Annotated in this window: 23 protein-coding genes; 13 read left to right on the top strand and 10 right to left on the bottom strand. The window is 71.7% G+C overall.

The window, feature by feature from the left end; genetic code table 11:
- The first annotated feature begins 44 nt into the window (after positions 1-44).
- From ACNYC2_RS04135 to ACNYC2_RS04120, 4 genes are all read left to right on the top strand, one after another.
- Positions 45-1,031: a 3-methyladenine DNA glycosylase gene (locus tag ACNYC2_RS04135; RefSeq protein WP_419707772.1), complete on the top strand. Its 987-nt coding sequence runs from the start codon at positions 45-47 to the stop codon at positions 1,029-1,031.
- Positions 1,032-1,269: 238 nt separating this feature from the next.
- On the top strand, positions 1,270-1,890 hold the full coding sequence (locus ACNYC2_RS04130; protein WP_419705814.1) for a lytic polysaccharide monooxygenase auxiliary activity family 9 protein: 621 nt from the start codon (positions 1,270-1,272) through the stop codon (positions 1,888-1,890).
- A gap of 267 nt (positions 1,891-2,157) precedes the next feature.
- Entirely contained in the window at positions 2,158-2,820 is a 663-nt protein-coding gene (locus ACNYC2_RS04125; protein WP_419705813.1) for a lytic polysaccharide monooxygenase auxiliary activity family 9 protein, read from the top strand.
- Between the two features lie 192 nt (positions 2,821-3,012).
- The gene (locus ACNYC2_RS04120) at positions 3,013-3,918 is read left to right on the top strand and encodes a phosphotransferase (protein ID WP_419705812.1); all 906 of its coding nucleotides are present in this window, start codon (positions 3,013-3,015) and stop codon (positions 3,916-3,918) included.
- Here ACNYC2_RS04120 and ACNYC2_RS04115 read toward each other — a convergent pair.
- Complete coding sequence (locus tag ACNYC2_RS04115) at positions 3,897-5,114, bottom strand: DUF418 domain-containing protein (protein WP_419705811.1); 1,218 nt, start codon at positions 5,112-5,114, stop codon at positions 3,897-3,899. The two genes, ACNYC2_RS04120 and ACNYC2_RS04115, sit on opposite strands and share 22 nt — an antisense overlap.
- Before the next feature lie 168 nt (positions 5,115-5,282).
- Here ACNYC2_RS04115 and ACNYC2_RS04110 point away from each other — a divergent pair, with 168 nt between their 5' ends.
- The gene (locus ACNYC2_RS04110) at positions 5,283-6,077 is read left to right on the top strand and encodes a phosphotransferase (protein ID WP_419705810.1); all 795 of its coding nucleotides are present in this window, start codon (positions 5,283-5,285) and stop codon (positions 6,075-6,077) included.
- Between the two features lie 43 nt (positions 6,078-6,120).
- Here the strand turns inward: ACNYC2_RS04110 and ACNYC2_RS04105 are convergent, their stop codons facing one another.
- Complete coding sequence (locus ACNYC2_RS04105; protein ID WP_419705809.1) at positions 6,121-6,669, bottom strand: CGNR zinc finger domain-containing protein; 549 nt, start codon at positions 6,667-6,669, stop codon at positions 6,121-6,123.
- A 39-nt stretch (positions 6,670-6,708) separates the two neighbouring features.
- Between ACNYC2_RS04105 and ACNYC2_RS04100 the strand changes: the two genes are divergently transcribed.
- The 3 genes from ACNYC2_RS04100 (at position 6,709) to ACNYC2_RS04090 (ending at position 11,907) form a co-directional block, all read left to right on the top strand.
- Positions 6,709-7,725 (top strand): EamA family transporter, encoded by a 1,017-nt coding sequence (locus tag ACNYC2_RS04100; RefSeq protein WP_419705808.1) that lies wholly within the window; start codon positions 6,709-6,711, stop codon positions 7,723-7,725.
- A 47-nt stretch (positions 7,726-7,772) separates the two neighbouring features.
- Complete coding sequence (locus ACNYC2_RS04095; RefSeq protein WP_419705807.1) at positions 7,773-10,547, top strand: DEAD/DEAH box helicase; 2,775 nt, start codon at positions 7,773-7,775, stop codon at positions 10,545-10,547.
- Positions 10,548-10,662: 115 nt separating this feature from the next.
- On the top strand, positions 10,663-11,907 hold the full coding sequence (locus tag ACNYC2_RS04090; protein WP_419705806.1) for a hypothetical protein: 1,245 nt from the start codon (positions 10,663-10,665) through the stop codon (positions 11,905-11,907).
- 20 nt (positions 11,908-11,927) lie between these two features.
- Here ACNYC2_RS04090 and ACNYC2_RS04085 read toward each other — a convergent pair whose 3' ends face one another.
- The gene (locus tag ACNYC2_RS04085; RefSeq protein ID WP_419705805.1) at positions 11,928-12,677 is read right to left on the bottom strand and encodes a sulfite exporter TauE/SafE family protein; all 750 of its coding nucleotides are present in this window, start codon (positions 12,675-12,677) and stop codon (positions 11,928-11,930) included.
- Positions 12,678-12,746: 69 nt separating this feature from the next.
- Here ACNYC2_RS04085 and ybaK point away from each other — a divergent pair, with 69 nt between their 5' ends.
- Complete coding sequence (ybaK, locus tag ACNYC2_RS04080; protein ID WP_419705804.1) at positions 12,747-13,247, top strand: Cys-tRNA(Pro) deacylase; 501 nt, start codon at positions 12,747-12,749, stop codon at positions 13,245-13,247.
- Positions 13,248-13,338: 91 nt separating this feature from the next.
- Here the strand turns inward: ybaK and ACNYC2_RS04075 are convergent, their stop codons facing one another.
- Positions 13,339-13,752: a YccF domain-containing protein gene (locus ACNYC2_RS04075; RefSeq protein WP_116676562.1), complete on the bottom strand. Its 414-nt coding sequence runs from the start codon at positions 13,750-13,752 to the stop codon at positions 13,339-13,341.
- A gap of 117 nt (positions 13,753-13,869) precedes the next feature.
- On the opposite strand from ACNYC2_RS04075, the gene ACNYC2_RS04070 reads away from it, so the two are divergent.
- Both ACNYC2_RS04070 and ACNYC2_RS04065 read left to right on the top strand, forming a co-directional pair.
- Positions 13,870-14,655, top strand: coding sequence for a YggS family pyridoxal phosphate-dependent enzyme (locus ACNYC2_RS04070; protein WP_419705803.1), 786 nt, complete (start codon positions 13,870-13,872; stop codon positions 14,653-14,655).
- Between the two features lie 76 nt (positions 14,656-14,731).
- Positions 14,732-15,247, top strand: coding sequence for a GNAT family N-acetyltransferase (locus tag ACNYC2_RS04065; protein WP_419705802.1), 516 nt, complete (start codon positions 14,732-14,734; stop codon positions 15,245-15,247).
- Between the two features lie 102 nt (positions 15,248-15,349).
- Here ACNYC2_RS04065 and murQ read toward each other — a convergent pair whose 3' ends face one another.
- The 6 genes from murQ to ACNYC2_RS04035 all read right to left on the bottom strand — a co-directional run bounded on the left by murQ (position 15,350) and on the right by ACNYC2_RS04035 (position 22,522).
- Positions 15,350-16,309 (bottom strand): N-acetylmuramic acid 6-phosphate etherase, encoded by a 960-nt coding sequence (gene murQ / locus ACNYC2_RS04060; protein WP_419705801.1) that lies wholly within the window; start codon positions 16,307-16,309, stop codon positions 15,350-15,352.
- A gap of 136 nt (positions 16,310-16,445) precedes the next feature.
- On the bottom strand, positions 16,446-18,218 hold the full coding sequence (locus ACNYC2_RS04055) for a glycoside hydrolase family 3 N-terminal domain-containing protein (RefSeq protein ID WP_419705800.1): 1,773 nt from the start codon (positions 18,216-18,218) through the stop codon (positions 16,446-16,448).
- Positions 18,215-19,045 carry a carbohydrate ABC transporter permease gene (locus tag ACNYC2_RS04050; protein ID WP_419705799.1) on the bottom strand — a complete coding sequence of 277 codons (831 nt, stop codon included), beginning with the start codon at positions 19,043-19,045 and terminating at the stop codon, positions 18,215-18,217. The genes ACNYC2_RS04055 and ACNYC2_RS04050 overlap by 4 nt, the downstream gene beginning before the upstream one ends.
- A complete protein-coding gene (locus ACNYC2_RS04045) occupies positions 19,042-19,950 on the bottom strand; it encodes a carbohydrate ABC transporter permease (RefSeq protein WP_377142723.1) in 909 nt (302 codons plus the stop codon). Before ACNYC2_RS04045 ends, ACNYC2_RS04050 begins: the two co-directional genes overlap by 4 nt.
- A 59-nt stretch (positions 19,951-20,009) precedes the next feature.
- Positions 20,010-21,305, bottom strand: coding sequence for a sugar ABC transporter substrate-binding protein (locus ACNYC2_RS04040; protein WP_419705798.1), 1,296 nt, complete (start codon positions 21,303-21,305; stop codon positions 20,010-20,012).
- 155 nt (positions 21,306-21,460) lie between these two features.
- Positions 21,461-22,522: a lipoate--protein ligase family protein gene (locus tag ACNYC2_RS04035; protein ID WP_419705797.1), complete on the bottom strand. Its 1,062-nt coding sequence runs from the start codon at positions 22,520-22,522 to the stop codon at positions 21,461-21,463.
- Between the two features lie 190 nt (positions 22,523-22,712).
- Here ACNYC2_RS04035 and ACNYC2_RS04030 point away from each other — a divergent pair, with 190 nt between their 5' ends.
- Complete coding sequence (locus tag ACNYC2_RS04030; protein WP_377142623.1) at positions 22,713-23,843, top strand: N-acetylglucosamine kinase; 1,131 nt, start codon at positions 22,713-22,715, stop codon at positions 23,841-23,843.
- 63 nt (positions 23,844-23,906) lie between these two features.
- The gene (locus tag ACNYC2_RS04025; RefSeq protein WP_419705796.1) at positions 23,907-24,863 is read left to right on the top strand and encodes a MurR/RpiR family transcriptional regulator; all 957 of its coding nucleotides are present in this window, start codon (positions 23,907-23,909) and stop codon (positions 24,861-24,863) included.

Raw genomic sequence — 24,863 nt, 5'->3', positions numbered from 1 at the left:
CGATCGCGCCCGGTGCGCCCGACGCCGTCGGGCACCAGCCTGTCGTGCGCGACGCCGGGACTAGCCCGGCCCGGGTGCTGCTCCCCGAGGAGTGGCTGCCGCTCGCGGCCGCGCACGCCGAACGGGCCGACGCGCTCACCGCCGTCTGGCGCGCGGCCCGCGACGCCGGGCGCAAGCACGCGATCGAGGACTTCCTCTTCACGTACTACCCCACCCGCCTCACCCACCTGCGCCGCTGGCACCCGGGCGTGGGTGTCGCGCTCCTGCTGCCCGACGGCGGGGCGGGCGCCCTCGAACCGGACGCCGGCGATGCCGCACCCGACCCCGAGGACCGCAGGACGTGGCGGTGGCACACGACCGCCCCTGACGACGCCGCGCCGGACAGTCGCGAGGCGCCCCAGGCCGTCATGCTCGACCGCGACGCCTTCCTCGCCGACCGCGGCGACACCGTGCGGTACGTGCGCGAGCTGCTGTCCGCCACGACGTCGCGCCCGGGCACATTCGGCTGCTTCGGGCTGCACGAGTGGGCGATGGTCTACCGCGACCGGGAGGCAGGCCGCGACCAGCGGCACCCGCTGCCGCTGCGGCTCGGGCATGCCGGGACGGACGCCGTCGTCGAGGCGAACCCCGTGCGCTGCTCCCACTTCGACGCGTTCCGGTTCTTCACGCCGGAGGCGACGGGACGCAACCAGCTGCGACCGACCCGTGCGACGCAGGTCGGCCTGGAGCAGCCGGGCTGCCTGCACGCCAACATGGACCTCTACAAGTGGTGCCTGAAGCTCGGCCCGGCCGTGCCCGGCGACCTGCTGCTCGACGCGTTCGAGCTGGCGCGTGACATCCGCTGGACCGACATGGCGGCCTCGCCGTACGACGTCTCGGAGTACGGCGTCGCCGCCGTCGAGATCGAGACGCCGCACGGCAAGGCGGAGTACGTGCGGCGGCAGCGCGAGTACGCCGAACGGTCGAACGCTCTCCGCCTCCGGCTGATCGAGGTCTGCGACGCGGCGCTCGCCCCTCGTTCGATCGGATGAGCGCGGGCGCACACCGCTGACGCGAAGGTCCGCTTCCACCACACGATTGCGCATGGTTTTCGGCCGTAGAGCATGCCCAATCGTGTGATGGAGGCGGACCTTTGCCCCGATGTCGGCCAGGACAGTACGTAGTAGCCCTACTTGTCGCGGGCTCATCCGCTTTCTAGCGTCGTGGTGTCGCACCAGCACACAGGAGTACTTCAGGAGATTCCCAACTTCACACCACGAGGTGAGCCCGATGAGAGTCACCGCACTGAGAACGCCCGCCGCCCGAGTCCTGCTCGGCGTCTTCGCCGTCCTGGCCCTGACCCTGACGGCGCTGGTCGCCGCACCGAGCTCCACGATGCCGAGGGCCGAGGCCCACGGCTGGGTCGTGTCGCCGCCCAGCCGCCAGGACCACTGCGCCAAGCGGACCGTGAGCTGGTCCTGCAACGGCGTCGAGTGGGAGCCACAGAGCGTCGAGGCCCCGAAGGGTTCGATGCTCTGCTCCGGAGGCAGCCGCTTCACCACTCTCGACAACGGCTCGCTCGCCTGGCCGCGCACGGGCATCAACAGCACCCACACGTTCCAGTGGACACTGACGGCCTTCCACCGCACGGCCAGCTGGGAGTACTTCGTGGACGGCCGGCTCTTCAAGACCGTGAACGACGGCGGTGCCACCCCGGCGCCCACCGTCACCCACACGCTGTCCGGCCTGCCGAGCGGGAACCACACGATCCTCGCCCGGTGGAACGTCTACGACACCGCCATGGCGTTCTACGCCTGCATGGACGTGAACGTCCGCAGCGGCAGCGCGCCGGCGGGCACCAGCAGCGAGCTCCTGGACGGGAACGGACGCCTGGTGGCGACGCGCCTGTGAGGACCGGCTGTGCAGGTCCCGCGCACCCGGAGAACAAACCCGCGGGCTGATACGAACGGCTGGTGTCCAGCGTCGGACACCAGCCGTTCGTGCGTCTCAGCACAAGAAATACGGGGATACGCGTACGAATTCACCCTCATTGTCAGCAGGGCTTTCGTTTCCTAGGTTCGGTGCCCAGCACGAAATTTCACCCGCTCCCGGTTCTGGCCCGACCACCAGGCAGAAGCGGGACCGCCAGCGCACGTACGACCGACGGAAGGCACCACCGTGAACCGTTCACGCACAGCCGGCCCGCACCCCAGCCGCACGCACACCCATGCCCTGCAGGCCCGCGCCACACAGACCCGCTCACTGCTCGCCGCCCTCGCGACGACGGCTCTCGCGGCGGCGTTCCTCGTTGTCGCCCCGAGCGCGCTCGTCCCCCAGGCGCAGGCCCACGGCTGGATCACCAGCCCGCCCAGCCGCGCGGACCACTGCGCCACGGGAGCAGTGAGCTTCGACTGCGGCGGCCTGCAGTACGAGCCGCAGAGCATCGAGGCGCCGAAGGGCTCGACGCAGTGCTCGGGCGGCAGCGGCTTCACGGTGGTCGACGACGACTCGCTGCCCTGGCCGCGCACCACCATCAGTGGCGACACCACGTTCCGCTGGCAGATCACCGCCCGGCACGCCACCTCGACGTGGGAGTACTTCGTGGACGGCCAGCTCTTCAAGACCGTGGACGACGGCGGAGCCCAGCCCGGGGCGACCGTCGAGCACACCCTGACCGGCCTGCCCGCCGGCGACCACACGATCTTCGCCCGCTGGAACGTCGCCAACACGGTCAACGCGTTCTACCAGTGCGTCGACGTCACGGTCTCCGGCACGGCGGCATCGGGCTCGGCCGCGCCGGCAGGCACCCTGGGCACACACGGTGCACCGAGCGCCGTCTGACGTTCGCGCGGCCCACCACGGAGGCCGGGTGCGCAACGTCGGTCCACGACGTCGCGCACCCGGCCTCACCCGCGAGCGCCGTCACCTGGCCGCGTCCACCGATCCACCTCCTCGGCCGACCGTGTTGCCCAGTGCCCGCGGCCGCTCCGAATCAGGAGCACTTTTTCACCCGCTTCATGGGACGATCATGGGGTGTCGAACGCGCTCGTCGGCATCGGTCCGACGCCCGTCGAAGTGCCGTCCGTCGTACATGACCTGGCCGATCAGCTGCGGTCCGGGGCGACGGTCGTACCGGTGTGGCGCAACGAGTACGGCGGCTTCACGGTCCGGCTCGAGACGGAGGGCGGCAGCCGGCGGTCGTACCTCAAGTGGGTGCCCGACGGCGCACCCTGCCCCGACCCGCTCGCCGAGGCCGACCGCCTGCTCTGGGCGGCCTCGTTCACCCCGGTCCCCCGCGTGCTGGACGCCGGGCGGGACGCCCAGGGCTCGTGGCTGCTGACGGCGGCCGTCGAGGTCCGCGGCGAGATCGCGTCGTCGGCCATCGAGCCCCGGTGGCACGACCAGGCCGAGCGCTCCGCCATAGCGATCGGCATCGGCCTGCGCCGCTTCCACGACGCGCTCCCCACCGACACCTGCCCGTTCGTCCGCACCGCCGAGACCCGCGTCGCCGCGCTGAGCGCCGCGCTGAGCGCCGCGCTGGGTACGGCGGAGCGCGCGAGAACCGCCGCCGCACTCGGGACCCCGCCGCCGGCCGACCGGCCGGTCGTCTGCCACGGGGACGCCACGGTGCCGAACACGCTCCTCGACCGGGCCGGCGGGTTCGTGGCCCACGTCGACGTCGGCGACCTGGGCGTCGCGGACCGCTGGTCCGACATCGCGGTGACCACGCGCAGCGTCACGCGCCGCTACGGACCCGGGCTCGAACCCCTGGTGCTCACCGCCTACGGCGTGGCACCCGACCGCGAGCGCACCGCCTACTACCGGGCGCTGTGGGACGCCGAGGAGAGCCTCCGCGTCCGGCAGGGGGCGCCCGCGGTCGGCGGCGCCCGGTCGACGGCCAGGTCAGCGGGGCTCCGTCAGCGGCGCCGCGCGTCGTAGACGCGGTGCATCAGGAGCTCGATCGGCCCGCGCGGCCACCGCCGCAGCCAGAGCGGCGCCAGGATCATCAGCGCGAGCGAGATGCCCGCCCACATCGCCACGACCTGCCAGGGTCCGCCTCCGGCGAGCCCCAGCCCCCAGTCGTAGCAGAGCGCCGAGGCCAGCACGTTCTGCAGCACGTAGCACGACAGCGCCGTCCGCCCGACGCCCTCGACACCACGGCGGAGCAGACCCGGACGGGTCCTCGCCCGGGCGACGAGGGTGGTGCCCAGCGCCAGGATCCCCGCGGCCACCAGCGGCGGGACCAGGTACCGGTCGACGAGGAACCAGTCCGGCCCGGCCCAGGTCGTCAGCGCGTTGAGCGGGACGCCGACACCCAGTCCCACCCCTGCGAGCCGACGGCGCACCCGCGCCCCGTCCTCGGTCGTGGTGAACAGGCCTGCGCGCACGAGCCGCGAGCCGACCAGGAACAGCACGGTGGCCGACGGCACGATCAGGAGCAGCTCGATCCGGAACAACCCCATGTGCTCGAGACGCAGCAGGACCTGGTCGAACCAGCTCGCCGTCGACATGGTCGTCGTGTCGGCCGCCTGCGTCCCGCCGTCCGACGCCGTCCCCGACCCGCCCGTCGCGACCATCAGCGCCGTGGCGCCCGCGATCGCCACCACGAAGAGCCCTGCCAGCACACCGCCCCAGGCGCGCACGGCCCGGTCGCTCCGCCCGATGAGGTACGCGGCCACGAGGGACGCGATCGCGTAGCCCATCAGGACGTCGAACTCGAAGACGAGGACGTAGTGCACCAGGCCCTCGACGAACAGGATCCCGGCGCGCAGCGCGTACCGGCCCGGCCACGGCATGCCGCGGCGGACCATCGACCGGTACTGCAGCTCGAGACCCACCCCGAACAGCAGGGTGAGCAGCCCGAGGAACTTGCCGTTGGACAGCGCCTGCAGCACGCGCTGCACCGGCTCCGCGCCGGCGAAGCCGTCGGAGATCCACTCGGCGGGACCGCCGGGCGCGTTGAAGATCCAGATGTTGCTGGCGAGGGTGCCGACGATCGCGATCCCGCGCAGGACATCGAGCGCGGCGATCCGGCCGCCGGTGCCCGGCGGGGCGCTCGGCGGCGCGGTTGCGGACGCCGGCGTCCGTTCCGGCGTCCGCGAGGGTGACGTGCTCAATGGTGTGTCGGCAGGCATGTCCCGACCCTGTCGCGGCCGGCCCGCCGCGTCGTCGGCCGGACGGACGATCTCCGTCCGCCCTCGTACATCGTTCGGACGACCCGCGGCCGACGCATCTCGGCCCACCCGGCGCGGCGTCCGTAAGACACGTCGTGGCGTCGCTGCGAGGTCTGGCACGCTGACCACATGACGATCCCCACCGGCGAGATCTCCGTGCCCGACGTCGTGCGGGAGCTCGCCGGCGAAGCGCTCGTCACGCCGGCCTGGAGCAACGAGCTCGGCGGCCTCACGTTCCGCGTCGACCCGGTGCCGACGTCGCTGCAGCGGCCCGCCTACTTCGTGAAGTGGGCGCCCCGCTCGGAGCGGGCCACCATCGAGGGCGTCGACCTCGCCGGCGAGGCGGCACGGATGCAGTGGGCGGCTCAGTACACGCCGGTGCCGGAGGTGCTGGAGGTCGGCGCCGACGAGGACGCCGAGTGGCTAGCGACGCTGGCGATCGACGCGCGCTCCGCCGTCGACCCCCGGTGGCTCGCCGAGCCCGAGACCGCCGCCCGGGCGATCGGCGCAGGGCTGCGCGCGCTCCACGACGCCCTTCCTGTCGACGAGTGCCCGTGGACCTGGAGCATCGACGACCGGATCGCCGTCGCCGAGGCGCTGGCGGCCGGCGGCCAGGCGTCCGACGGCTGGTCCGCGGAGGCGCGCGCACGCGCCGCCGACGCACCGGACCACGACCGGCTGGTCGTCTGCCACGGTGACGCCTGCGCCCCGAACACCCTGCTCGACGACGACGGCCGCTGGGCCGGCCACGTGGACCTCGGCGCGCTCGGTGTCGCCGACCGCTGGGCCGACCTGGCCATCGCCACCTACAGCCTGGACTGGAACTACGGGCCCGGCTACGAGCATCTCGTCTACGACGCGTACGGGATCGACGAGGACCCCGACCGCGTCGCCTACTACCGGCTCCTGTGGGACCTGGGCTGAGCACGCCGGCGAGCAGCCCCGCGGTGCGGTCGGGACGAACCCGCTACGCGCTCACCGTCTGATCCGCCCGGCGTGCCCGGTGGGCCGCCTGGGCGTTGCGGTTGCTGCACGTGGTGGAGCAGTAGCGGCGGGAGCGGTTGCGGGAGAGGTCGAGGACTATCCCCTCGCAGTCGCTGTCCGCGCAGACCGCGAGGCGGGACAGCTCGTCGTCCCGGATCACGTCGATCATCGCCATCGCCGTCTCCACGAGGATGCGCGTGGCGAGCGGGGCGTCCGAGGGCACCGCGTGGATGTGCCAGTCGAGGGGTGGGTGGCGCACGAGCTGAGGCATCGCGCCTGCGTCGGCCAGCATCTTGTTGACCAGGTGCGCCGCCGAGTCCCGGTCCGCCGTGAGCAGCTCGCGCAGGGGTGCCTGGAGCTCCAGCACCTCGTCGAGCTCGGCCCGGGTGCTGTCGTGCCGCCCCGTGTAGCCGTGCCGGACGAAGAACGCGTCCAGCTCCGCGACGGTCGTGAGCGTGACCGGCGGCTCGGCGGCGTTCACCAGCGCGACGGTGGCCTGGAGCGCTTCCTCGGTGTCATGAGTGAAAACCACGTTGACACCTTATCCCGACGGCCCCTACTGTCAGGACCCATGAGCGCTGTGACACCTGACACCGGCGGGACGGGCCTGATCACGACCAGGGCCGGCGCCGTCCCGACGCCGCCGACCCGCCGCCTGGCCACCGGCCTGGTGTTCGCAGGTCTCTCCGCCGCGGCCTTCAGCCTGTCGGGGGTCTTCGCCAGCGGGCTGCTCGACACCGGCTGGAGCCCGGGCGCCATGGTCCTCGCCCGCGTCGTGCTGGCGGCGGTGGTCGTGCTCCCGCTCGGCATCGTGTCGCTGCGCGGGGACTGGCGCCCCGTGCGGCGCAATCTCGGGCTCATCGCGATCTACGGCGCGGTGTCGGTCGCGGGCTGCCAGTTCGCCTACTTCTCCGCCGTGCAGTACATGGCGATCGGCCCGGCGCTCCTCATCGAGTACACGGCGCCGGCGGCCGTGGTGCTCTGGTTCTGGCTGCGGCACGGCCAGCGGCCGACCAGGGCCACCGTCATGGGCACGCTGCTCGCCGCCGTCGGGCTCGTCCTGGTGCTGGACCTGGTCTCCGGCGACCCGGGCGCCACCGCCGTCGACCCCGCGGGCGTCGCCTGGGCCCTTGTCGCGATGCTCGGCGTCTCCACCTACTTCGTCATCAACGCGAACCCCGACACGGGCCTGCCGCCGCTGGCACTGGCCGCCGGCGGTCTGACCACCGCCTCCCTCGCCCTGGGCCTGCTCGGCGCGACGGGGATCATGCCCCTGACCTACAGCACCGCGTCGCCCGTCTACGCGGGCACGGAGGTGCCGTGGTGGCTGCCGGTCCTGGGCCTCGGCATCGTCACGGCCGGGTTCGCCTACGTCGCGGGCATCGCCGCCGGCCGCCTCCTCGGCCCGCGGCTGTCCTCGTTCGTCGGGCTGTTCGAGGTCGTCGCGGCCATCGGGTTCGCCTGGCTGCTGCTCGGCGAGCTCCCCCGGCCGATCCAGCTGGTGGGCGGCGTCCTGATCCTCGCGGGGGTCGTCGCGGTCCAGGCCGGCGAGAAGCGGTCGGGGGCCGCTCCGGCGCGCGAGGCGTAGCCCTGTCCCACAGCACGCTTCACCCGCCTGCAAGAATGGGCAGCACCATGACGGCGCCCTCCTCGACAACCTCGACCTCCGCGACAGCCTTCTCCGCCACCAGCGATCCCAGACCGGCGTCGGCCACCCCGAAGCCTGCCGGGACCCTCATCCCGTACCTGCCCGCACCGACGGGCAAGGACCCCGACCCGGACGTCCTGTTCGAGAGCTTCAGCGAGTGGGCCGCCGGGGGCGGGCGCGCGCTCTACCCGCACCAGGAGGAAGCCCTCCTGGAGGTCATGACGGGTTCGCACGTCGTGCTCGCGACGCCCACGGGCTCCGGCAAGTCGATGGTCGCCATGGGCGCGCAGTTCGCTGCCCTGGCCGCCCACCGGTCGGGGCGCGGCGGGCGCACGTACTACACGGCGCCGCTGAAGGCGCTGGTCAGCGAGAAGTTCTTCGACCTGGTCGCGGCGTTCGGCTCGAAGAACGTCGGCATGATGACCGGCGACTCCGCCGTCAACCCGGACGCCCCCATCATCTGCTGCACCGCGGAGATCCTCGCGAACGTCGCGCTCCGCCGCGGCGACAGCGGGAGCGGCAGCGGCGTGGACGCCGACGACGACGCCATCTCGCAGGTCGTCATGGACGAGTTCCACTACTACGGCGACCCCCAGCGCGGCTGGGCCTGGCAGGTCCCGCTGCTGGAGCTCACGGACACCCAGTTCATCCTCATGAGCGCCACCCTGGGCGACACGTCCCGGCTGCGCGAGGACATCGAGGAGCGCACCGGCCGGCCCGTCGCCGAGGTCGCGGGCGCCGAGCGCCCGGTGCCGCTGACGTTCTCCTACGTCGTCGAGCCGCTCACCGACGTCATCCAGGAGCTCGTCACCACCCACCGTGCCCCGGTGTACGTGGTCCACTTCACACAGAAGGACGCCGTCGACCGGGCGCAGTCCATGCTGTCCATGAACGTCTCCACCAAGTCCGAGAAGGAGGCGATCATCGCGGAGATGGGCGCCTTCCGGTTCGGCACCGGGTTCGGCAAGACGCTCAGCAAGTTCCTGCGGCACGGGGTCGGCGTGCACCACGCGGGCATGCTGCCGAAGTACCGCCGCCTCGTGGAGCGCCTCACGCAGAAGGGCCTGCTCAAGGTCGTGTGCGGCACGGACACCCTGGGCGTCGGCATCAACGTGCCGATCCGTACGGTGCTGCTGACGAGCCTCGTGAAGTACGACGGCGAGCGCATGCGCCACCTGAGCGCCCGCGAGTTCCACCAGATCGCGGGCCGGGCGGGCCGCGCCGGGTTCGACACGGTGGGCGAGGTGCTCGTCATGGCGCCCGACCACGTCATCGAGAACCGGAAGGTCCTGGCCAAGGCCGGCGACGACCCGAAGAAGCTGAAGAAGATCGTGCGCAAGAAGGCGCCGTCGGGCAGCGTGAACTGGACCGACGCGACCTTCGAGCGCCTGCGCGACGCCGATCCGGAGCCGCTCGTCTCCCAGTTCCGCGTGAACCACGCGATGGTGCTGAACGTCCTGGCCCGCGCGTCGGCCCGGTCGGCGGGTCACGGGATGGCGGGCGCCGCCGGCGATCCCGTGGACGCCATGCGCCACCTCCTGACGGCCAACCACGACACCGAGACGCAGCAGGCCGAGCACGTGCGGCAGGCGTTCCGGATCTACCGGTCGCTGCGGATCGCGGGCGTCGTCGAGAAGGTCCGGGTGCCCGACGCCGAGGGCCGCCTCCGCCCGTCGGCCCGCCTCATGGTCGACCTCCCCCGCGACTTCGCGCTGAACCAGCCGCTGTCGCCATTCGCCCTCGCCGCGATGGACCTGCTCGACGTCGAGAGCCCGACGCACGCGCTCGACGTCGTCTCCATCATCGAGGCCACCCTCGACGACCCGCGCCAGGTGCTCATGGGCCAGCAGAACCGGGCCCGCGGCGAGGCGGTCGCGGCGATGAAGGCCGAGGGCCTGGAGTACGAGGAGCGCATGGAGCTCCTGGAGGAGGTCACGTGGCCCAAGCCGCTGGCCGACCTCCTGGAGCCCGCGTTCCAGGCCTACCGCCGCACCAACCCGTGGGTGGCGGACGCCGAGCTCTCCCCCAAGTCCGTGGTGCGCGACATGGTCGAGAAGGCCATGACGTTCGCCGAGATCGTGAGCGTCTACGGCCTGGAGCGCACCGAGGGCGTGGTCCTGCGCTACCTCGCGGACGCGTACCGCGCCGTGCGCCAGGTGGTCCCCGACGAGCACCGCACCGAGGAGGTGCAGGAGATCATCGAGTGGCTCGGCGAGCTCGTGCGCGGCGTGGACTCGTCGTTGCTCGACGAGTGGGAGCGCTTGGCCAACCCCGTGGACGACGATGCCGACCTCGTGACGGACGGCGAGCTGGCCGACGCCGGGGCCGAGGCCCCCGCACGACCGGTCACCGGCAACCCGCGCGCGTTCCGCCGGCTGGTCCGCAACGCGATGTTCCGCCGCGTCGAGCTGATCGCCCGCGAGTCCTACGGCGCTCTGGCCGCGCTGGGCGGCGGCTGGGACGCCGACGCGTGGGCGGACGCCCTGGACCCGCTGTTCGAGGAACAGGGCGACGACGCCGTCGGCTTCGGCCCGGAGGCGCGGTCGGGCGCGCTGCTGACGATCCTCGAGCCGGGTGCCGAGCTGCCAGGAAGCGCCGACGGCGACACCGTCCGCGTCGAGGCGGGGACCTGGTGGGTCCGGCAGGTGCTCGACGACGCCGACAGCAACCGCGACTGGGCCTTCACCGCCCTGGTCGACCTCGCGGCGAGCGACGAGGCGGGCGAGGTAGTGCTCACGGTGCTGGGCGTCGGGCAGATCTGATCAGAATCCGCACTTGGGTTAATATTTACCATTCGAGGTAAGTTTCGTACGCTTCTGTTACTTGAGTCAGGGTCAGCAACGTCGCTGGCCCGGCCCGGACGACAGGAGTGTTTCCATGCGCTTCCGCCCTGCCACACTCACCGCACTGTTCTCGCTCATCGTTCCAGCCGCACTCGTCGCGGCGTCGCCCGCGTCCGCCGCCCCCCTGGCCGCCGACGGCCCCGGTGTCGGGACACCGTGGGTCGTCACCCTCGGCGACTCCTACATCTCCGGGGAGGCCGGCCGCTGGGCCGGCGCCTCCAACGCCGACTACCGGCGCGCCGACGCGCTCGGCCCGAACGCCTACCACGACAACGCCGGCGGCACCGGCGAGACCATCGCCCGCTGCCATCGGGCGTCGTCCGCCGAGGCCCACATCGGCGGCGGGGTCAACGGGCTCAATCTCGCCTGCAGCGGGGCCCGGACCGCCACCGCGGCCGGCACGAACTTCAAGCCCGGCATCGACTTCTTCAACAGCTCGGCGGGCAAGGGCCAGGCGCTCATGCTCCAGGAGGCCGCCACCACCAGGAACGTGCGCATGGTCGTCGTCTCGATCGGCGGCAACGACTTCGAGTTCGCGAGCGCCGTCCAGACCTGCGTCGTCAACTTCCTCACGTCGCCGTCCTGGTGGAAGAACTACTGCCACGACGACAGCTCCGTCGCGGAGAACTTCACCGCCGCGAACGTGGCCGCCATCCGGTCCCGGGTGGCCGGAGCCCTCGGCAACGTCGCGACCGCGATGAGCAACGCCGGGTACAGCACCTCCCAGTGGACCCTGGTGGTCCAGACCTATCCGTCGCCCATGCCGAGCAGCTCCGGCTTCCGGTACTCCGAGTCCGGCTACACACGGCAGTCCGTCGGCGGGTGCGGCATCTGGAACCGGGACGCCGACTGGGCCAACGCCACGGCGCTGCCGACCATCAACGGCGCGCTGCTGGGTGCCGCGTCCGACGTCGGGCTATCGAACGTTCGCACACTTGACATGACGCACGCGTTCGACGGCAAGCGGCTGTGCGAGAAGGGGGTCGGGCTGTACGAGGAGATCGGCCTGCCGAGCTGGCAGTCGCCGGGCGCCGCCGACCGGACCGAGTGGGTCAACCAGATCCGCACGGTCACCACGATCGGCGACTCGCCGTACTTCGTCCAGGAGTCGCTGCACCCCAGCTACTGGGGGCAGCTCGCGATGCGCAACTGCCTGCGGCAGGTGTGGAACGGCGGGGCCCCGCGCAGCGGCAGCTGCACGGTCGGGAACCTCGGGACGGCCAGGCTCACGCCGTCGGGCGAACCGTCGATGGTCCTGGGGCCGCTCGCCAAGGGCTGACCGGTGTGGTGGTGATCGCGTCAGAGGGAGAGGAGGCCGCGGGTCAGGGTCGCGAGCCCTCCGACGTAGGCGAGCGTCACGAGCACCTTGCGCGTGGCGCTCGCCGAGATCCGTCCCACGAGCAGCTCGCCCAGCCCGACGGAGGCCAGGAGGGCGACCAGGACCACCGCCCACTCCCAGATGGCCAGGTCCGGGAACGTGGCGTCGGCGACCAGGAGCTTCGCCGCCATCGCCGCGAGCGCGTTGGTCAGGAAGATCGGCTGGACCGTTGCCGCGAACGCTCGTGGGTCCCACCGGTCGAGCACCGAGTAGACGGCGATGGGCGGGCCGCTGATCCCCGCCGCGACGCTGCCGAACCCGGCCGCCGCGCCCGTGATCAGCAGCGGCAGGCGCGCCTCCGGTGCGAACGCGCGCTCCGCCCCGCGCAGGCGTGAGGTGACCTGGGCGAGCGCCATCGCGCCCACGACGATGGCACCCATGCCGATCTCGAGCGCGGACGTGCTGGCGTCCCGGATGACCAGGGCGGCCGGCACGGTGACGAGGACCGACGCCGTCACCAGCCAGCGGTAGCGGCGCCAGTCGACGCCGCGGATCGTCCGCCCGAGCACCAGCAGCGCCATCATCGCGCCGGCGAGGTTGACGAAGAGCACGCCCTCGACGGGGCCGATGAGGAGCACGATGAACGGCCCGGCGACGAGCCCGAAGCCCATCCCCGCGACACGTTGCAGGGAGCCCCCGACGAGGATGGCGAGGACCAGGAGGGCTAACACGTTACCCACGCTAACTGATTTCCCCGGAAGCCCGTGCGCCGCCCGGGCCCGAGGGGGCACAATCACGTCGTGGTCAAGAAGACAGCGCGCGCCAGCCATGGGACACCGGCCGTCGTGGCCCTCGAGAAGGCCGGTGTGCAGCACACCCTGCACCCGTACGAGCACGACCCGTCGAGCGACCTCAGCTACGGCATGGAGGCGGCGGAGGCGATCGGCGTCGACGCCCCGCAGGTGTTCAAGACCCTGCTGGCCGACGTCGACGGGAAGCTCGTCGTCGGCATTGTGCCGGTGGACCGCAAGCTGGACCTCAAGGCCCTCGCCCGGGCCGCCGGCGGCAAGAAGGCCGCGATGGCCGAGCCCGCGGCGGCGGAGCGGGCGACCGGGTACGTGGTGGGCGGCATCTCGCCGCTCGGCCAGAAGACGCGGCACCTCACCGTGCTCGACGAGTCCGCGGAGGCGTACGACGTCGTCTACGTCTCCGGCGGCCGACGCGGCCTGGACATCGGCCTGGCCCCCTCCGACCTGGTCACGTTGACGGCCGGCAGGACGGCCCCGATCGCCCGCGACTGAGCCGGCCCCGGTGTTCGGTGGTCGAGCTTGTCGAGACCTGGGTCTCGACAAGCTCGACCACCGGGCGCCAGTTGTCAGCGGACGTGCTCGATCAGGCTGCGGTTACCTGCTTGCGGTAGGTCGGCAGCAGGGCGTCGCTGGAGACGATCTGCTTGCCGAGCGGCATGAGCGAGACCGGGATGAGCTTGAGGTTCGCCCAGGCCATCGGGATGCCGATGATCGAGATGGCGAGCGGGATCGCGGTGACGATGTGCCCCAGCGCGAGCCACCAGCCGGCCACGATCACCCAGATGACGTTCCCGATCAGGGCGAACGCCCCGGAGCGGGGGCTCTCGACGACCTCACGGCCGAACGGCCACAGGGCGTACCCCGCGATGCGGAAGGACGCGATGCCGAACGGGATGGTGACGATGAGCAGGCAGCAGATGATCCCTGCGAGCATGTATCCGAGCCACAGCCCGAACCCCGCGAAGATGACCCAGATGATGTTCAGCAGCGTCTTCATGGGTCCCATCCTTCCGTAGCGAACAGGTCCTCGGAACCGGGAAACCCCCTGATCCCACCCTGAACCGCCCGCGGACGAACGTGCAACCGCACGGCCCGGCCGAAATAGACTCGCCGCGTGCCCGACCAGTCCCAGCCCTCCGTCGCCGAGCGCCTCGCGCTCGTCCGCGACCGCATCACCGCAGCCGCCGTCGCCGCCGGACGCGACCCGGCCGAGATGCGGCTCCTCGTCGCGACCAAGACGCAGACGCCGGAGGCCGTGCTCGAGGCGCTGGCGGCGGGCGTCGACCTGATCGGCGAGAACCGCGTGCAGGAGCTGGTCGCGAAGGCGCCCGCCGTCGCGGACCGGGTAGCGGCCGGTGCGCTGCAGGTCCACATGATCGGCCACCTGCAGCGCAACAAGATCAACCAGGTGCTGGCCACCAGCACGGGCCTGGAGACGCTCGACTCGCTGGAGCTCGCCCAGGCCGTCTCGGACCGCTGCGTGCGCGACGGCCGCACCGGCGACCGCGCCCTGGACGTGATGGTCCAGGTCAACGTCACGGGCGAGGAGAGCAAGTACGGCGTCCGGCCCGACGACGCCGTACCGCTCGCGATCGCGGTCGCCACGCTGCCGGGCCTGCGGCTGACCGGGTTCATGACGATCGGCGCGCGCCTCCCTGAGCCGGCGGGCGAAAGCCCGGCGGAGGACGGCTCCGCGGAGGACACGGTCCGGGCGGGGTTCGCGCGGCTGCGGGCCGTCCGTGACGAGGTCCGCGCGTCGGGCGCCCCGGGGACGAGCGCTGCCACTGAGCTCTCCATGGGCATGACCGGCGACCTGGAGCTGGCGATCGCCGAGGGCGCGACCATCGTGCGGGTGGGCACAGCGGTGTTCGGGCCACGAGTGACCGCCACCACTCTTTGACGCAGGTCACAGACCCGAGCGGGCGAAACGGCTAACGTCGGGGGCTCCCCCTCGAACTCCTTGGAGTGATCGCGCCATGCCCATGGCCACCCTGCTGCGCCCCGCCACTGACGCCGACATCTCTCGCCTGGTCACGCTCAACAACGCGTCGATCCCCGCCGTCCCGGACACCCCTGCCGACGACATGGTCGAGCTGCTCGACGCCTCGTCGCTCGCCCTGGTCGCCGTCGACCCCGAGACGCCCGCGGACCCGCTCGGCTTCGTCGTCGCCCTGGAGGGCGGCGAGGACTGGGCCGGCGAGAACTACGCGTGGTTCGAGGAGCGCGGCCTGGACCACCTGTACGTGGACCGCATAGTGGTGGGCGAGGGGGCCCGGGGCCGGGGCATCGGCAAGCTCTTCTACGACGCGGTGTTCGACGCCGCCCGCACCGCCGGCCACGACGTCGTCACCTGCGAGGTCAACCTGGACCCGCCGAACCTCGGTTCGCTGCGCTTCCACGGTCGCCTCGGGTTCGAGGAGCGCGGGCAGCAGCTCACCAAGGGCGGCGACATCCTGGTCGCGAAGCTGGCCGCCGAGGTAACCCCCGCCTGACGCCGGCGAGGTGGGTTCCGCGAAGTAGAGCGCCTGTCCGGGTCTTCCTGGTTTCGCCAGGGAGACCGGACAGGCGCTCTACTTCGCGGAACCTACCTCGCGCTACGCCGGGTCTATGCCCAGCGCCGCCAGCGCCTCACGCACCGACGGGCCGCCGACCCGGCCCGGGACGACGGCCAGAGCACGCGTCGCCGCCGACCGGTCGACGCCCGCCACGAGCATCACGAGCGCGGCCCGCAGGTCGCCGTCGGTCGCGGCCAGCGCGTTCTCGCACACGTCGTCGTCCAGGTCCGTCGCCTGCGTGAGCAGCCGGACCAGTCGCCTGCGCAGCTTGGCGTTGGTCGCGAGCACCTCGACCATGAGGTTCGAGTAGGTCTTGCCGAGCCGCACCATGACCGCCGTCGAGAAGGTGTTCAGCACCATCTTCTGGGCGGTGCCGGCCTTCATGCGGGTGGACCCCGTGATGGCCTCCGGCCCGGTGTTCACCAGGATCGGGATGTCCGCCTTGGACGCCAGGGAGGCGAAGGGGTTCGACGCGAGCAGCACGGTCCGCGCCCCCCGCGCACGGCCCATGTCGAGCGCTCCCCCGACGTACGGGGTGCCGCCGCTGGCGGCGATGCCGAACACGATGTCGGCCGGCCCGACGTCGGCGACCAGCGCGCCACCCGCCGCGATGTCGTCCTCCGCGCCCTCAGCCGCCTTCTTGAAGGCGTTCAGCCCGCCCGCGAGGTGCGGCACGAACATCTCCTCGCCCACGCCGAAGGTCGGCAGGAGCTCCGCGGCGTCGAGCAGGCCCATGCGGCCCGACGTGCCCGAACCCACGTAGTGCACCCGTCCGCCGGCGCGGATCCCGTCCACCGCGATGTCGATCGCCTCGACGATGCGCGGGTGCGCGGCGCGTACGGCGGCGATCACCGCGGCATCCTCGTCGGTGATCATGCGCACCATCTCGGCCGTGGAGACCACGTCGATGTCGCGGGTCCGCGGGTTGCGCTCCTCGGTGGGTGAGACCGGGCGCGGCAACGACTGTGCGTGCCGTTCGAATCCAGCCTCCGCGATCATCGGCGGGCCCCTCTCTCATTACCTGCACCGCGTCGTCGGACGCTGCGCTGTCGGTCTCGGTGCTGTCGGTCTCTGTCCTGCTGTAGGTCGCGGTCCCTCTTCTGGAACCCGCACTGCTCATCGCTCATGGCTGCTCTCACTGCTCGCTGCTGCGCTGTTCTTCGCTGTCCCGCCGGTCCACGGAGCCGCGGAGACGCTCTACGGCGGCCGCCGCGTTCGCTCGTCCGGTCCCGCACGCCACCACGACAGCCGGGCCACCACCACTCAGCGTCCCGAACCAGTCGTCCACCGGTCCGGGAAGCCCCGTGTGGACCACTACGAGATCCGGCCGGACCGCCCAGAGCCGTTCCAGCCGGGCGCGTTCAGCCGAACCCGGGACGGGTTCACGGGTGATCACGACGAGTGGTTCGGAGCGGGACGCACCCCGGGGAACGCCCCCAGGAAATTCTGCGCCACGTTTGACACCAGTTCTGTCGAGATCCGCCGATACACCGTACCGGGAGATTCGGGCAATAAGCACCGCAAGTCCAGATTCGTCGAGAAGAAGTTCCGCAGCCCCCTCCCATGCAACTCCCTCACCAGGTGTTTCCCCGGTCTCGCCCGGCGACGGACCCCGCGACAGCCTGGCGCCCGGCCATGCCGCCGCGACCGCGGACTGGACGTGCCGGGCCGTGCGTCCGGCGGCATGGTCCAGCCGGGTGCGCAGGTCGACGACGTCGGGTTCGGCGTCCGCCGCGAGCGGCACGAGCCGGCCCCGCACGTGCACGACGGCGTCCGCGATGTGCGCCCCGAGCGCCGACAGGTCCGCGAGCGCCTCCTGCGCGGCGCGGACGCCGGTCGCCGCGCCGGCCGCTGCCCGACGGTCCCGGAGTGCTGCCACGAGCCGGTGCCTGCGCTCCCCCGACTCCTCGAGCCGCTCGACGGTCAGGCGTCCGGTGGCGACGGCCCGGCTCAGCGCGTCGTACGACTCCGTGTACAGGGCCGGGTCGAGCCCCAGGCAGAGGAGGTCGGCGCCGGCCTCGACGGCGCGGACGGCGGCCTCCCCCACCGAGCCGGTGAGCTGGCGCAGGGCGCCCATGTCGAGGGCGTCGGTGATGATCGGGCCGGTGTGGCCGAGCTCGCGGAGCAGCCGCGTGGCGGCCGGCTCGATGGAGGCGGGCGCCGGGCCGAGCGCGGGGTAGAGCACGTGGGCGGTCATGACCGCGTCGAGGGCCGACTGGCCGGCGTCCCGGCCCTCGGGCCGCAGGGCGCGCGCGAACGGGAGCAGGTCGCGCGCGCGGACGACGTCGAGCGGCTCGTCCACGACCGGCAGCCCCACGTGCGAGTCGACGGTGGTGGCGCCGTGGCCGGGGAAGTGCTTGCCGCAGACGCCCACACCCGCGCTGCGCACGCCGCGGGCGAACGCGATGCCGTGCCGCGCGACGCCGTCGGGCGTGGTCCCGAAGGCGCGGACGCCGATCACGGGGTTGTCCGGCTCGGAGACGACGTCGAGCACGGGGCCGAGGAGCAGGTCGATGCCGGTCGCGGCCAGCAGCCGGCCCAGTGCCCGGCCGGCGTCCAGGGACACGGTGCCGCCGCCGGGGTAGGCGCCGAGCGCCGCCGCCCCGGGCAGGGACGACCCGGTGGCCGCTTCGAGCCGCGAGACGTCGCCGCCCTCCTCGTCGACCGCGATCAGCAGGTCGGGCGAGATCGAGTGCAGGGCGGCGGACAGCGTGGCGGTGGTGGCGACGTCCGGCGTGTTCCGCGCGAAGTAGACGACGCCGGCCAGGCCGGCGCGGGCGGCGTCGGCCAGCCGGTCCGGTACGCGCACGCCCTCGAATCCCGGCAGGAGCACGCCGTTGACCGCGCGCTCCGTGCGGGAGACGGTGCGGGTGACGGTGCGGGCGGGCCCGGCGTGCTCCGCCGTCATGCCTTGACGGCCCCCGCGGTGAGACCCGACGCGAGCCGGCGCTGGACCAGGACGAAGAAGATCATGACCGGCACGGTGATGATCGTGGAGGCTGCCATGATGGCGCCCCAGTCGTTGGAGTGGACGCCGAAGAACGAGCGCAGGCCGATCGCGACCGTGTAGTTCTCCGTCGCGCCGCCGAGCATCGTCATCGCGAAGATGAACTCGTTCCACGCGGTGATGAAGCTGAAGATGCTCGTCGCGACCAGTCCCGGCGCCACGAGCGGCAGCAGGACCGACCAGAACATCCGGCCCCAGCTCGCGCCGTCGAGGTACGCGGCCTCCTCCAGCTCGACCGGCACCGCCGCGACGAAGCCGCGCAGCATCCAGATCCCGAACGGCAGCGCGAGCGCCACGTACACGACGACCAGGCCGAGCAGGGTCTCCAGCAGCTGGAGGTCCCGGACCTGGACGAACAGCGGGATGACGAGCGCCTCGAGCGGCACCATCTGCACGATCAGCACCAGCATGAGGATCTGCGTGCGCATCCTGAAGCGGAAGCGCGCGACGGCCACCGACGCGAGGAGGGCCAGCACCGAGGAGACCAGCACGGTGCCGAGCGCCACCAGCAGGGAGTTGCGCAGGAACGTGCCGAACCCGCCCTCGGTGAGCACGAAGACGTAGTGGTCGAGCGTGGGCTCGGCCGGCCAGAAGCTGCTGGTGTGCCCGGCCCGCGCGTCGAGCGAGCTGTTCAGCATCCAGTAGACGGGGAACAGGGTGAACACGAGCAGGAGCGCGACGAGCACGCCCTTGCCGAGCTGCCGCAGCGGCGAGCGCCGTGAGCTCATCGTTCCTCCTCGGCCAGCACGGTACGCACGTAGACCGCGGTGATGGCGAGCAGCAGCAGGGTCAGCAGGACGGCGATCGCCGAGCCGAAGCCGTACCTGTTCTGCCCGAACGACTCGACGTACGACCACACCCCGAGGTTCAGCACTGATCGATTCGAGCCGGCGCCGCCGGGCATGAGGTACACCTGCGCGAACACCTTGAAGTCCCAGATCGTCGACAGGATGATCACGACGGCGAACACCTGCCGCAGCTGCGGCACGATGATCGAGAAGAACCGGCGGAACGACCCGGCGCCGTCCATCTCGGCGGCCTCCAGCATCTCCTTCGGCACGCCGAGCAGCCCCGCGAGCACCGTGATCGCGACGAACGGGAAGCCGTGGTGGATCACGTTCAGGAGCACGATGGCGTAGAACGACCACCGGTCGGTGAACCAGTTGGTGGGGTCGTCCAGCAGGCCGAGGCCCATGAGGACGTCGTTGAAGACCCCGCGGTCGGCGTCGAAGATCCAGACCCAGACGTACGTACCGGTGACCGCGGGCATGGCCCAGGCCGCCATGATCGCGCTGGACGTCACGGTGCGCCAGAAGGTCCCGAGCGACGCGAGGAGCACCGCCACCCCGGTGCCGAACGCGACGGTCCCCGCCACGGACAGCACGGCGAACCCGACGGTGTTGGGCAGCACCACCGTCCACAGCTCGGGGGACGTGAGGATCTCGGCGTAGTTCGCCGTGCCGATCCAGTTCGGCTCGCCGGTGGTGATCTCGCGCAGGCCGTAGTCCTGCAGGGAGAAGAGGAACACCCGCACCAGCGGCCACAGCAGCAGCACCGCGAGCACGATCAGCGCGGGGGCGAGCAGCAGCCAGGGCCGCACGACGGCGGCCCTGGCCCGGCTGAGCCGCGGCACTCTCTCTCGCGGACGGGTCTCCGCCGGCGGCTGAGCTGTTCGCCGGGTCACGTGCTGGGTCACTCAGACCCGTTCAGCACGCTCGTCATCTCCTCGGCGGCGGCCTTGCTCGCTTCCGCGACGTCGGCGTCCCCGGAGAGGATCGACTGCATCATCGTGCTCGTGGTGAGCTTCGCCTGCACCGCGCCGTAGGTGGGCGCGACCGGCACGGAGGCGCCGCCCTCGACGAACTGCTGCGCGAACGGCGCCACGAGCGGGTCGGTGCTCGCCAGGGTCTCGTCCAGCAGGGAGACCTGGCCGGGGAAGTACCCGGACTGCTCGCCCCACTGCTGCGCGAACTCACCGGTGGTCATCATCTCGATGAACGCGAAGGCCAGCTCCTTGTCCTCCGCCGTCTCGAACATGCTCAGGTGCGAGCCGCCGAGGACCGAGGGGGCGATGCCGCCGTCCTTGCCCGGGATCGGCACGGCGGCGAACTTGCCCTCCATGTCCGCGTTCGCCTCGACGATCGCGGCCGGCGTCCAGGACCCCATGACCGCCATGCCGACGTCGCCCGCGGCGAACGCGTCGAGCACGTCGGTCTCGCGCCACGTGGTGGCGCCCTCCGACGAGTAGCCGCCCTCGGTGGCCAGCCCGGTCCAGAACTCGATGCCCTCCTGCGACTCGGGGCTGTCCAGGCCCGAGGTCCAGGTGTCGCCGTCGAGCGTGGCGACCTCGCCGCCGGCACCCCAGACCCACGGGTAGACCGTGAACTCGGCGTCACCGGGGACGGCCACCGCGATCTTGTCCGGGTACTCCTCCTTGAGCGCGGCCGCGGCGTCCTCGAGCTCGGCCCACGTGGTGGGCGGTTCGACGCCGGCCTGCTCGAACATCTCCGTGTTGTAGACCAGCGAGCGCACGCCGGCGTACCAGGGCATGCCGTAGAGCTGCTCGTCGTAGGTCCCGGCCTCGACGAGGCCCTCGACCAGGTCGTCGCCGATCCCGGCGCCGTCCACGTACTCGTCGAGCGGTGCGAGCGCGCCGGCGTCGGCGAACTCGGGCGTCCAGGTGGTGCCGGTCTCCGCGACGTCGGGGGTGGTGCCGCCCGCGATGGAGGTGACGAACCGGTCGTGCGCGTCGCCCCACTCGACGAACTCGACGTCGAGCGTCGCGCCGGTCTGCTCCTCGAACGCGGTGGAGACGTCTGCGAAGAAGTCCTCGGCGTCCGGGTTCGTGCCCTGCATGATCCACACGCTGAGGGAGCCGTCTCCCTCGCCGTCGCCGCTCCCGCTCCCGCCACCGCACGCCGCCGTCGTGGCCGCGATCAGCAGTGCACCGGTGGCCGCCGCTATGGGCCGCCGCATCGCTCGAGTCATCGTTCGGCTTCCTTCCGCTCGTTGCCGCGAGAGTAGCCAGGTGAATTACTGAGAAATGAAATTCCCAATACGCGGCATTGCGTGGAGATTACTGACGTGAGGAATGATCTGCTAGGGGTGTTACCAAACTGTGATTGCCGATCAAGGCATCCGGCCTACGGGACGCGTGCGGTCCATTTCTGCGTGCCGAACTTCGACTCGACCAGACCCTCGGCGAGCGCCCACTCCTCGGTGGTGATCTCGCCGGGCACGGTCCGGTACCGCGCACGGAACGACGCCTCCAGGGCGTCGATCACCGCCGCCCGGTCGAGCCCGGTCTGGGAGCGCAGCGGGTCCACGCGCTTGTTCGCGCTGCGGGTCCCCTTGTCGCTGAGCTTCTCGCGCCCGATCCGCAGCACGTCCGTCATCTTGCCGGCGTCCATGTCGTAGGCCATGGTCGCGTGGTGCAGGACGGCGCCCCCGGCGAGCCGCTTCTGGGCGGCGCCGGCGATCTTGCCGGCCGGCGAGGCGATGTCGTTGAGCGGCACGTAGGCGGCGTCGATACCGAGCCCGTGCAGCGCGCCGATCACCCAGTCGTCGAGGAACGCGTAGGACCGTTCGAAGCTCAGCCCGTCCACCAGCGAGCCCGGCACGTACAGGGAGTAGGAGATGGTGTTGCCGGGCTCCATGAACATGGCGCCACCCCCGGAGATCCGCCGGATCACGCGGGCCCCGTGCCGTGCGGCGCCCTCGACGTCGACCTCGTTGCGCAGCGACTGGAACGACCCGATGATCACCGCGGACTCGTCCCACTCCCAGAACCTGAGGGTCGGCCCACGCCGTCCGGCACCCAGCTCCTCGGTCAGCACCTGGTCGAGCGCGACGTTGAGCAGGGGCGACACCGCGGGGGTGCGGATCACCTGGAACTCGTGATCCTCCCAGGCGGTCGCGTGGCCCAGCGCCCGCCGGGCGGCGACGGCCACGGCGTCGGCGTCGAACCCCACGGCGGTGGCCCCCCGCAGCGCCCCTCGCACCGCCTCGGCCAGCTGGGCCTTCGAGGCGTCGGCGGGCAGTCCGTCGAGGGCCTCGCCCATGGCCTCCAGGGCCTCGTCGGGTTCGAGGAAGAAGTCCCCGCTCACCCTCGTGTCAGCCAGCCGGCCGGCCGAACCCTCGGTCTCGACCACCTCGGTCTCGACACGAACCAGCTTTCCGTGTGGAACCTTGAACTCTCCGCGCACGTGTTCACAGTAGGCGACGGTGCCTGCGGTGTCCGGCGCCGGACTCGCCCTTGGTACGGAAGGTGCGACTCCGGCGTCGGGCACATCGGTCGGACACAACCGACATTTGGCAAGATGGCGCGGCAGAACAGACCAGAATTTCCTCCTTTCTTTAGACATCCTTGCCCCGGTTCCGTGTCAGAATGACCGGGTGTCCGAACTCGCACTGGATATCGATGAAGTGGCGATCGACGCCTGGGTCGTTGCTCTCGACGTAGGCGGTAGTGGCTCGCGCCTGGTCGCAGAGTTCGGCAACTCCACGCACCCCGAGCGCATCAGCCTGACCGGCCGCGCCGTGAAGGTGAACCACCACGGCAGTGACGCCGCGGCGGTCGTCGCATCCCTGTGCCAGTCGTTCAACGCGTGGGCCGCCCGCATGGGCCACGACGGCATGAGCGACGGCAGCACCGCTCCCGTCTCGTCCGCCGCCGTCGGCATCACGGGTCTGACCTCCCTGGTCGAGAAGCCCATGGAGATCCACGACATCCTGGCCCGCGAGCTGCGGACCAACCGGACCGCCGTCGCGGGTGACGCGCTCACCGCACACATCGGAGCCCTCCGCGGGCGCGCCGGTGCCGTGCTCTCCGTCGGTACGGGTGCTGTCGCCTTCGGGTTCGACGGCGTGAACCGCTGGCGTCGTGCCGACGGCTGGGGTCACCTGCTCGGTGACCTCGGAGCCGGCGTCTGGGTCGGTGGCGAGGCACTGCGTGCCGCAGGCCGCTACCACGACGGCGCGAGCCGCGGCGCCTCGAAGCGCCTGCTGGAAGCGGCCGTAGCCAAGTTCGGCCTCATCGAGAGCTGGCCCAACCAGTTCTACAAGAACGCGGAGCGCGCCAAGCAGCTCGCCTCGATGGCCCCTGAGGTCATCATCGCCGCGGCCGAGGGCGACCCGACGTCGATCCGCATCCTCGAAGAGGCCGGGCGGCACCTCGCCGACACGCTCTCGAGCGCGCTCGGCCGCGGGATCCCGCCGCTCGCCTCCACGACCGGCCGCCTGGTGCAGGAGGAGTCACCGCTCACGGTGTCGCTGACCAAGCACCTCTCCGAGGACCGGCCCGACGTCTCCCTCGTCCCCAGCGGCGGCACGCCGCTGGACGGTGCGCTCACCCTGGCCCGGCGCCTGACCAACGCGCCGCAGTCGGTCGGTGGCTTCCGCCCGTGGCTGACCGTCCGCGTCGACGGCCACCACACCCTGCACGAGACTCCGGAAGACACCGGCGCCAAGGAGATCCTCGCCGCAGAGCTCTCGGCCACCGAGCTGCCTGGTGACGAGCTTCAGTGACCGGCTGTTGCTCTGGCCAGGTCCTTTACTACTGCGTTATGCCCGAATCCCCGGTACGGGTGTATGTTCACGAGCCCCAGACCCCCACCACCCCATCCCGGGAGATGCGACATGACAGGTGACGTCCTCGTCCGACTCAGGCGCGCACTACCGACGCTGCGGCCGGCAGAAGCCAGAGTGGCTCAGACGGTCCTCGACGACCCCAACACCGTCGTCCAGTCGACCATCACGGAGCTCGCCGGTCACGCGGACACGTCACAGGCCACAGTGGTGCGGTTCTGCCGCGCCGTCGGCTACGCGGGTTACCCCGAGTTCCGGATCGACCTGGCCCAGGCGACCAGCCGACGCGAGGTCGAGATGGAGCGGTCCGGCATCGCCGAAGGCGAGATCAACCAGACCGACGACATCGAGGCCGTCGTCTCGAAGATCGCGTTCCACGAGGCGCGGACCATCGAAGAGACCGCCCGCATGATCGACACCGACGCGATCGAGCGGGTGGCCACGGCCATCGCCGAGGCCAAGCGGGTCGACGTCTACGGCGTCGGCTCGTCCAACCTGGCCGCCGCCGACCTCGCGATGAAGCTGCAGCGCATCGGCGTCTTCGTGTTCACCTCGCCCGACCCGCACCAGCAGCTCGCCTCGTCGGCGCTGCTCGAGCCGGGCAACGTCGCGATCGCCGTCTCGCACTCGGGTCAGACGCGGGAGACCAACCAGGCGCTCGAGATCGCCCGCAAGCGCGGCGCCCTCACCGCGGCGATCACGAACTTCCCGGACGCGCCGATCGGCCTCGTGTCCGACGTCGTCCTGGCCACCACGGCCCGCGAGACCCAGTTCCGGGTCGGGGCCATGTCGAGCCGCATCGCGCAGCTCACGGTCGTGGACTACCTGTTCGTCCGCGTCGCGCAGCGCACGTACGACCGCTCGTCGATCGCCATCAAGGCGACGTACGAAGCGGTGCGCGACCAGCGCCTCGACCAGGGCAGGCCCAAGACGGACCGCCCGGCGGCCCCGGTCGCCTGA

Origin of the sequence: Promicromonospora sp. NFX87 (assembly GCF_048564965.1) — a bacterium.
GTDB lineage: Bacteria > Actinomycetota > Actinomycetes > Actinomycetales > Cellulomonadaceae > Promicromonospora.
This window is presented reverse-complemented; position numbering and strand designations above follow the sequence as displayed.

Coding starts and splice junctions, on each gene's coding strand:
- ACNYC2_RS04100 (WP_419705808.1), top strand. CDS start 6,709: ATGAGCGCTGTGACACCTGACACCGGCGGGACGGGCCTGATCACGACC.
- ACNYC2_RS04050 (WP_419705799.1), bottom strand. CDS start 19,045: ATGAGCTCACGGCGCTCGCCGCTGCGGCAGCTCGGCAAGGGCGTGCTC.
- ACNYC2_RS04095 (WP_419705807.1), top strand. CDS start 7,773: ATGACGGCGCCCTCCTCGACAACCTCGACCTCCGCGACAGCCTTCTCC.
- ACNYC2_RS04040 (WP_419705798.1), bottom strand. CDS start 21,305: ATGACTCGAGCGATGCGGCGGCCCATAGCGGCGGCCACCGGTGCACTG.
- ACNYC2_RS04115 (WP_419705811.1), bottom strand. CDS start 5,114: ATGCCTGCCGACACACCATTGAGCACGTCACCCTCGCGGACGCCGGAA.
- ACNYC2_RS04110 (WP_419705810.1), top strand. CDS start 5,283: ATGACGATCCCCACCGGCGAGATCTCCGTGCCCGACGTCGTGCGGGAG.
- murQ (WP_419705801.1), bottom strand. CDS start 16,309: ATGATCGCGGAGGCTGGATTCGAACGGCACGCACAGTCGTTGCCGCGC.
- ACNYC2_RS04130 (WP_419705814.1), top strand. CDS start 1,270: ATGAGAGTCACCGCACTGAGAACGCCCGCCGCCCGAGTCCTGCTCGGC.
- ACNYC2_RS04090 (WP_419705806.1), top strand. CDS start 10,663: ATGCGCTTCCGCCCTGCCACACTCACCGCACTGTTCTCGCTCATCGTT.
- ACNYC2_RS04075 (WP_116676562.1), bottom strand. CDS start 13,752: ATGAAGACGCTGCTGAACATCATCTGGGTCATCTTCGCGGGGTTCGGG.
- ACNYC2_RS04025 (WP_419705796.1), top strand. CDS start 23,907: ATGTTCACGAGCCCCAGACCCCCACCACCCCATCCCGGGAGATGCGAC.
- ACNYC2_RS04055 (WP_419705800.1), bottom strand. CDS start 18,218: ATGACGGCGGAGCACGCCGGGCCCGCCCGCACCGTCACCCGCACCGTC.
- ACNYC2_RS04065 (WP_419705802.1), top strand. CDS start 14,732: ATGCCCATGGCCACCCTGCTGCGCCCCGCCACTGACGCCGACATCTCT.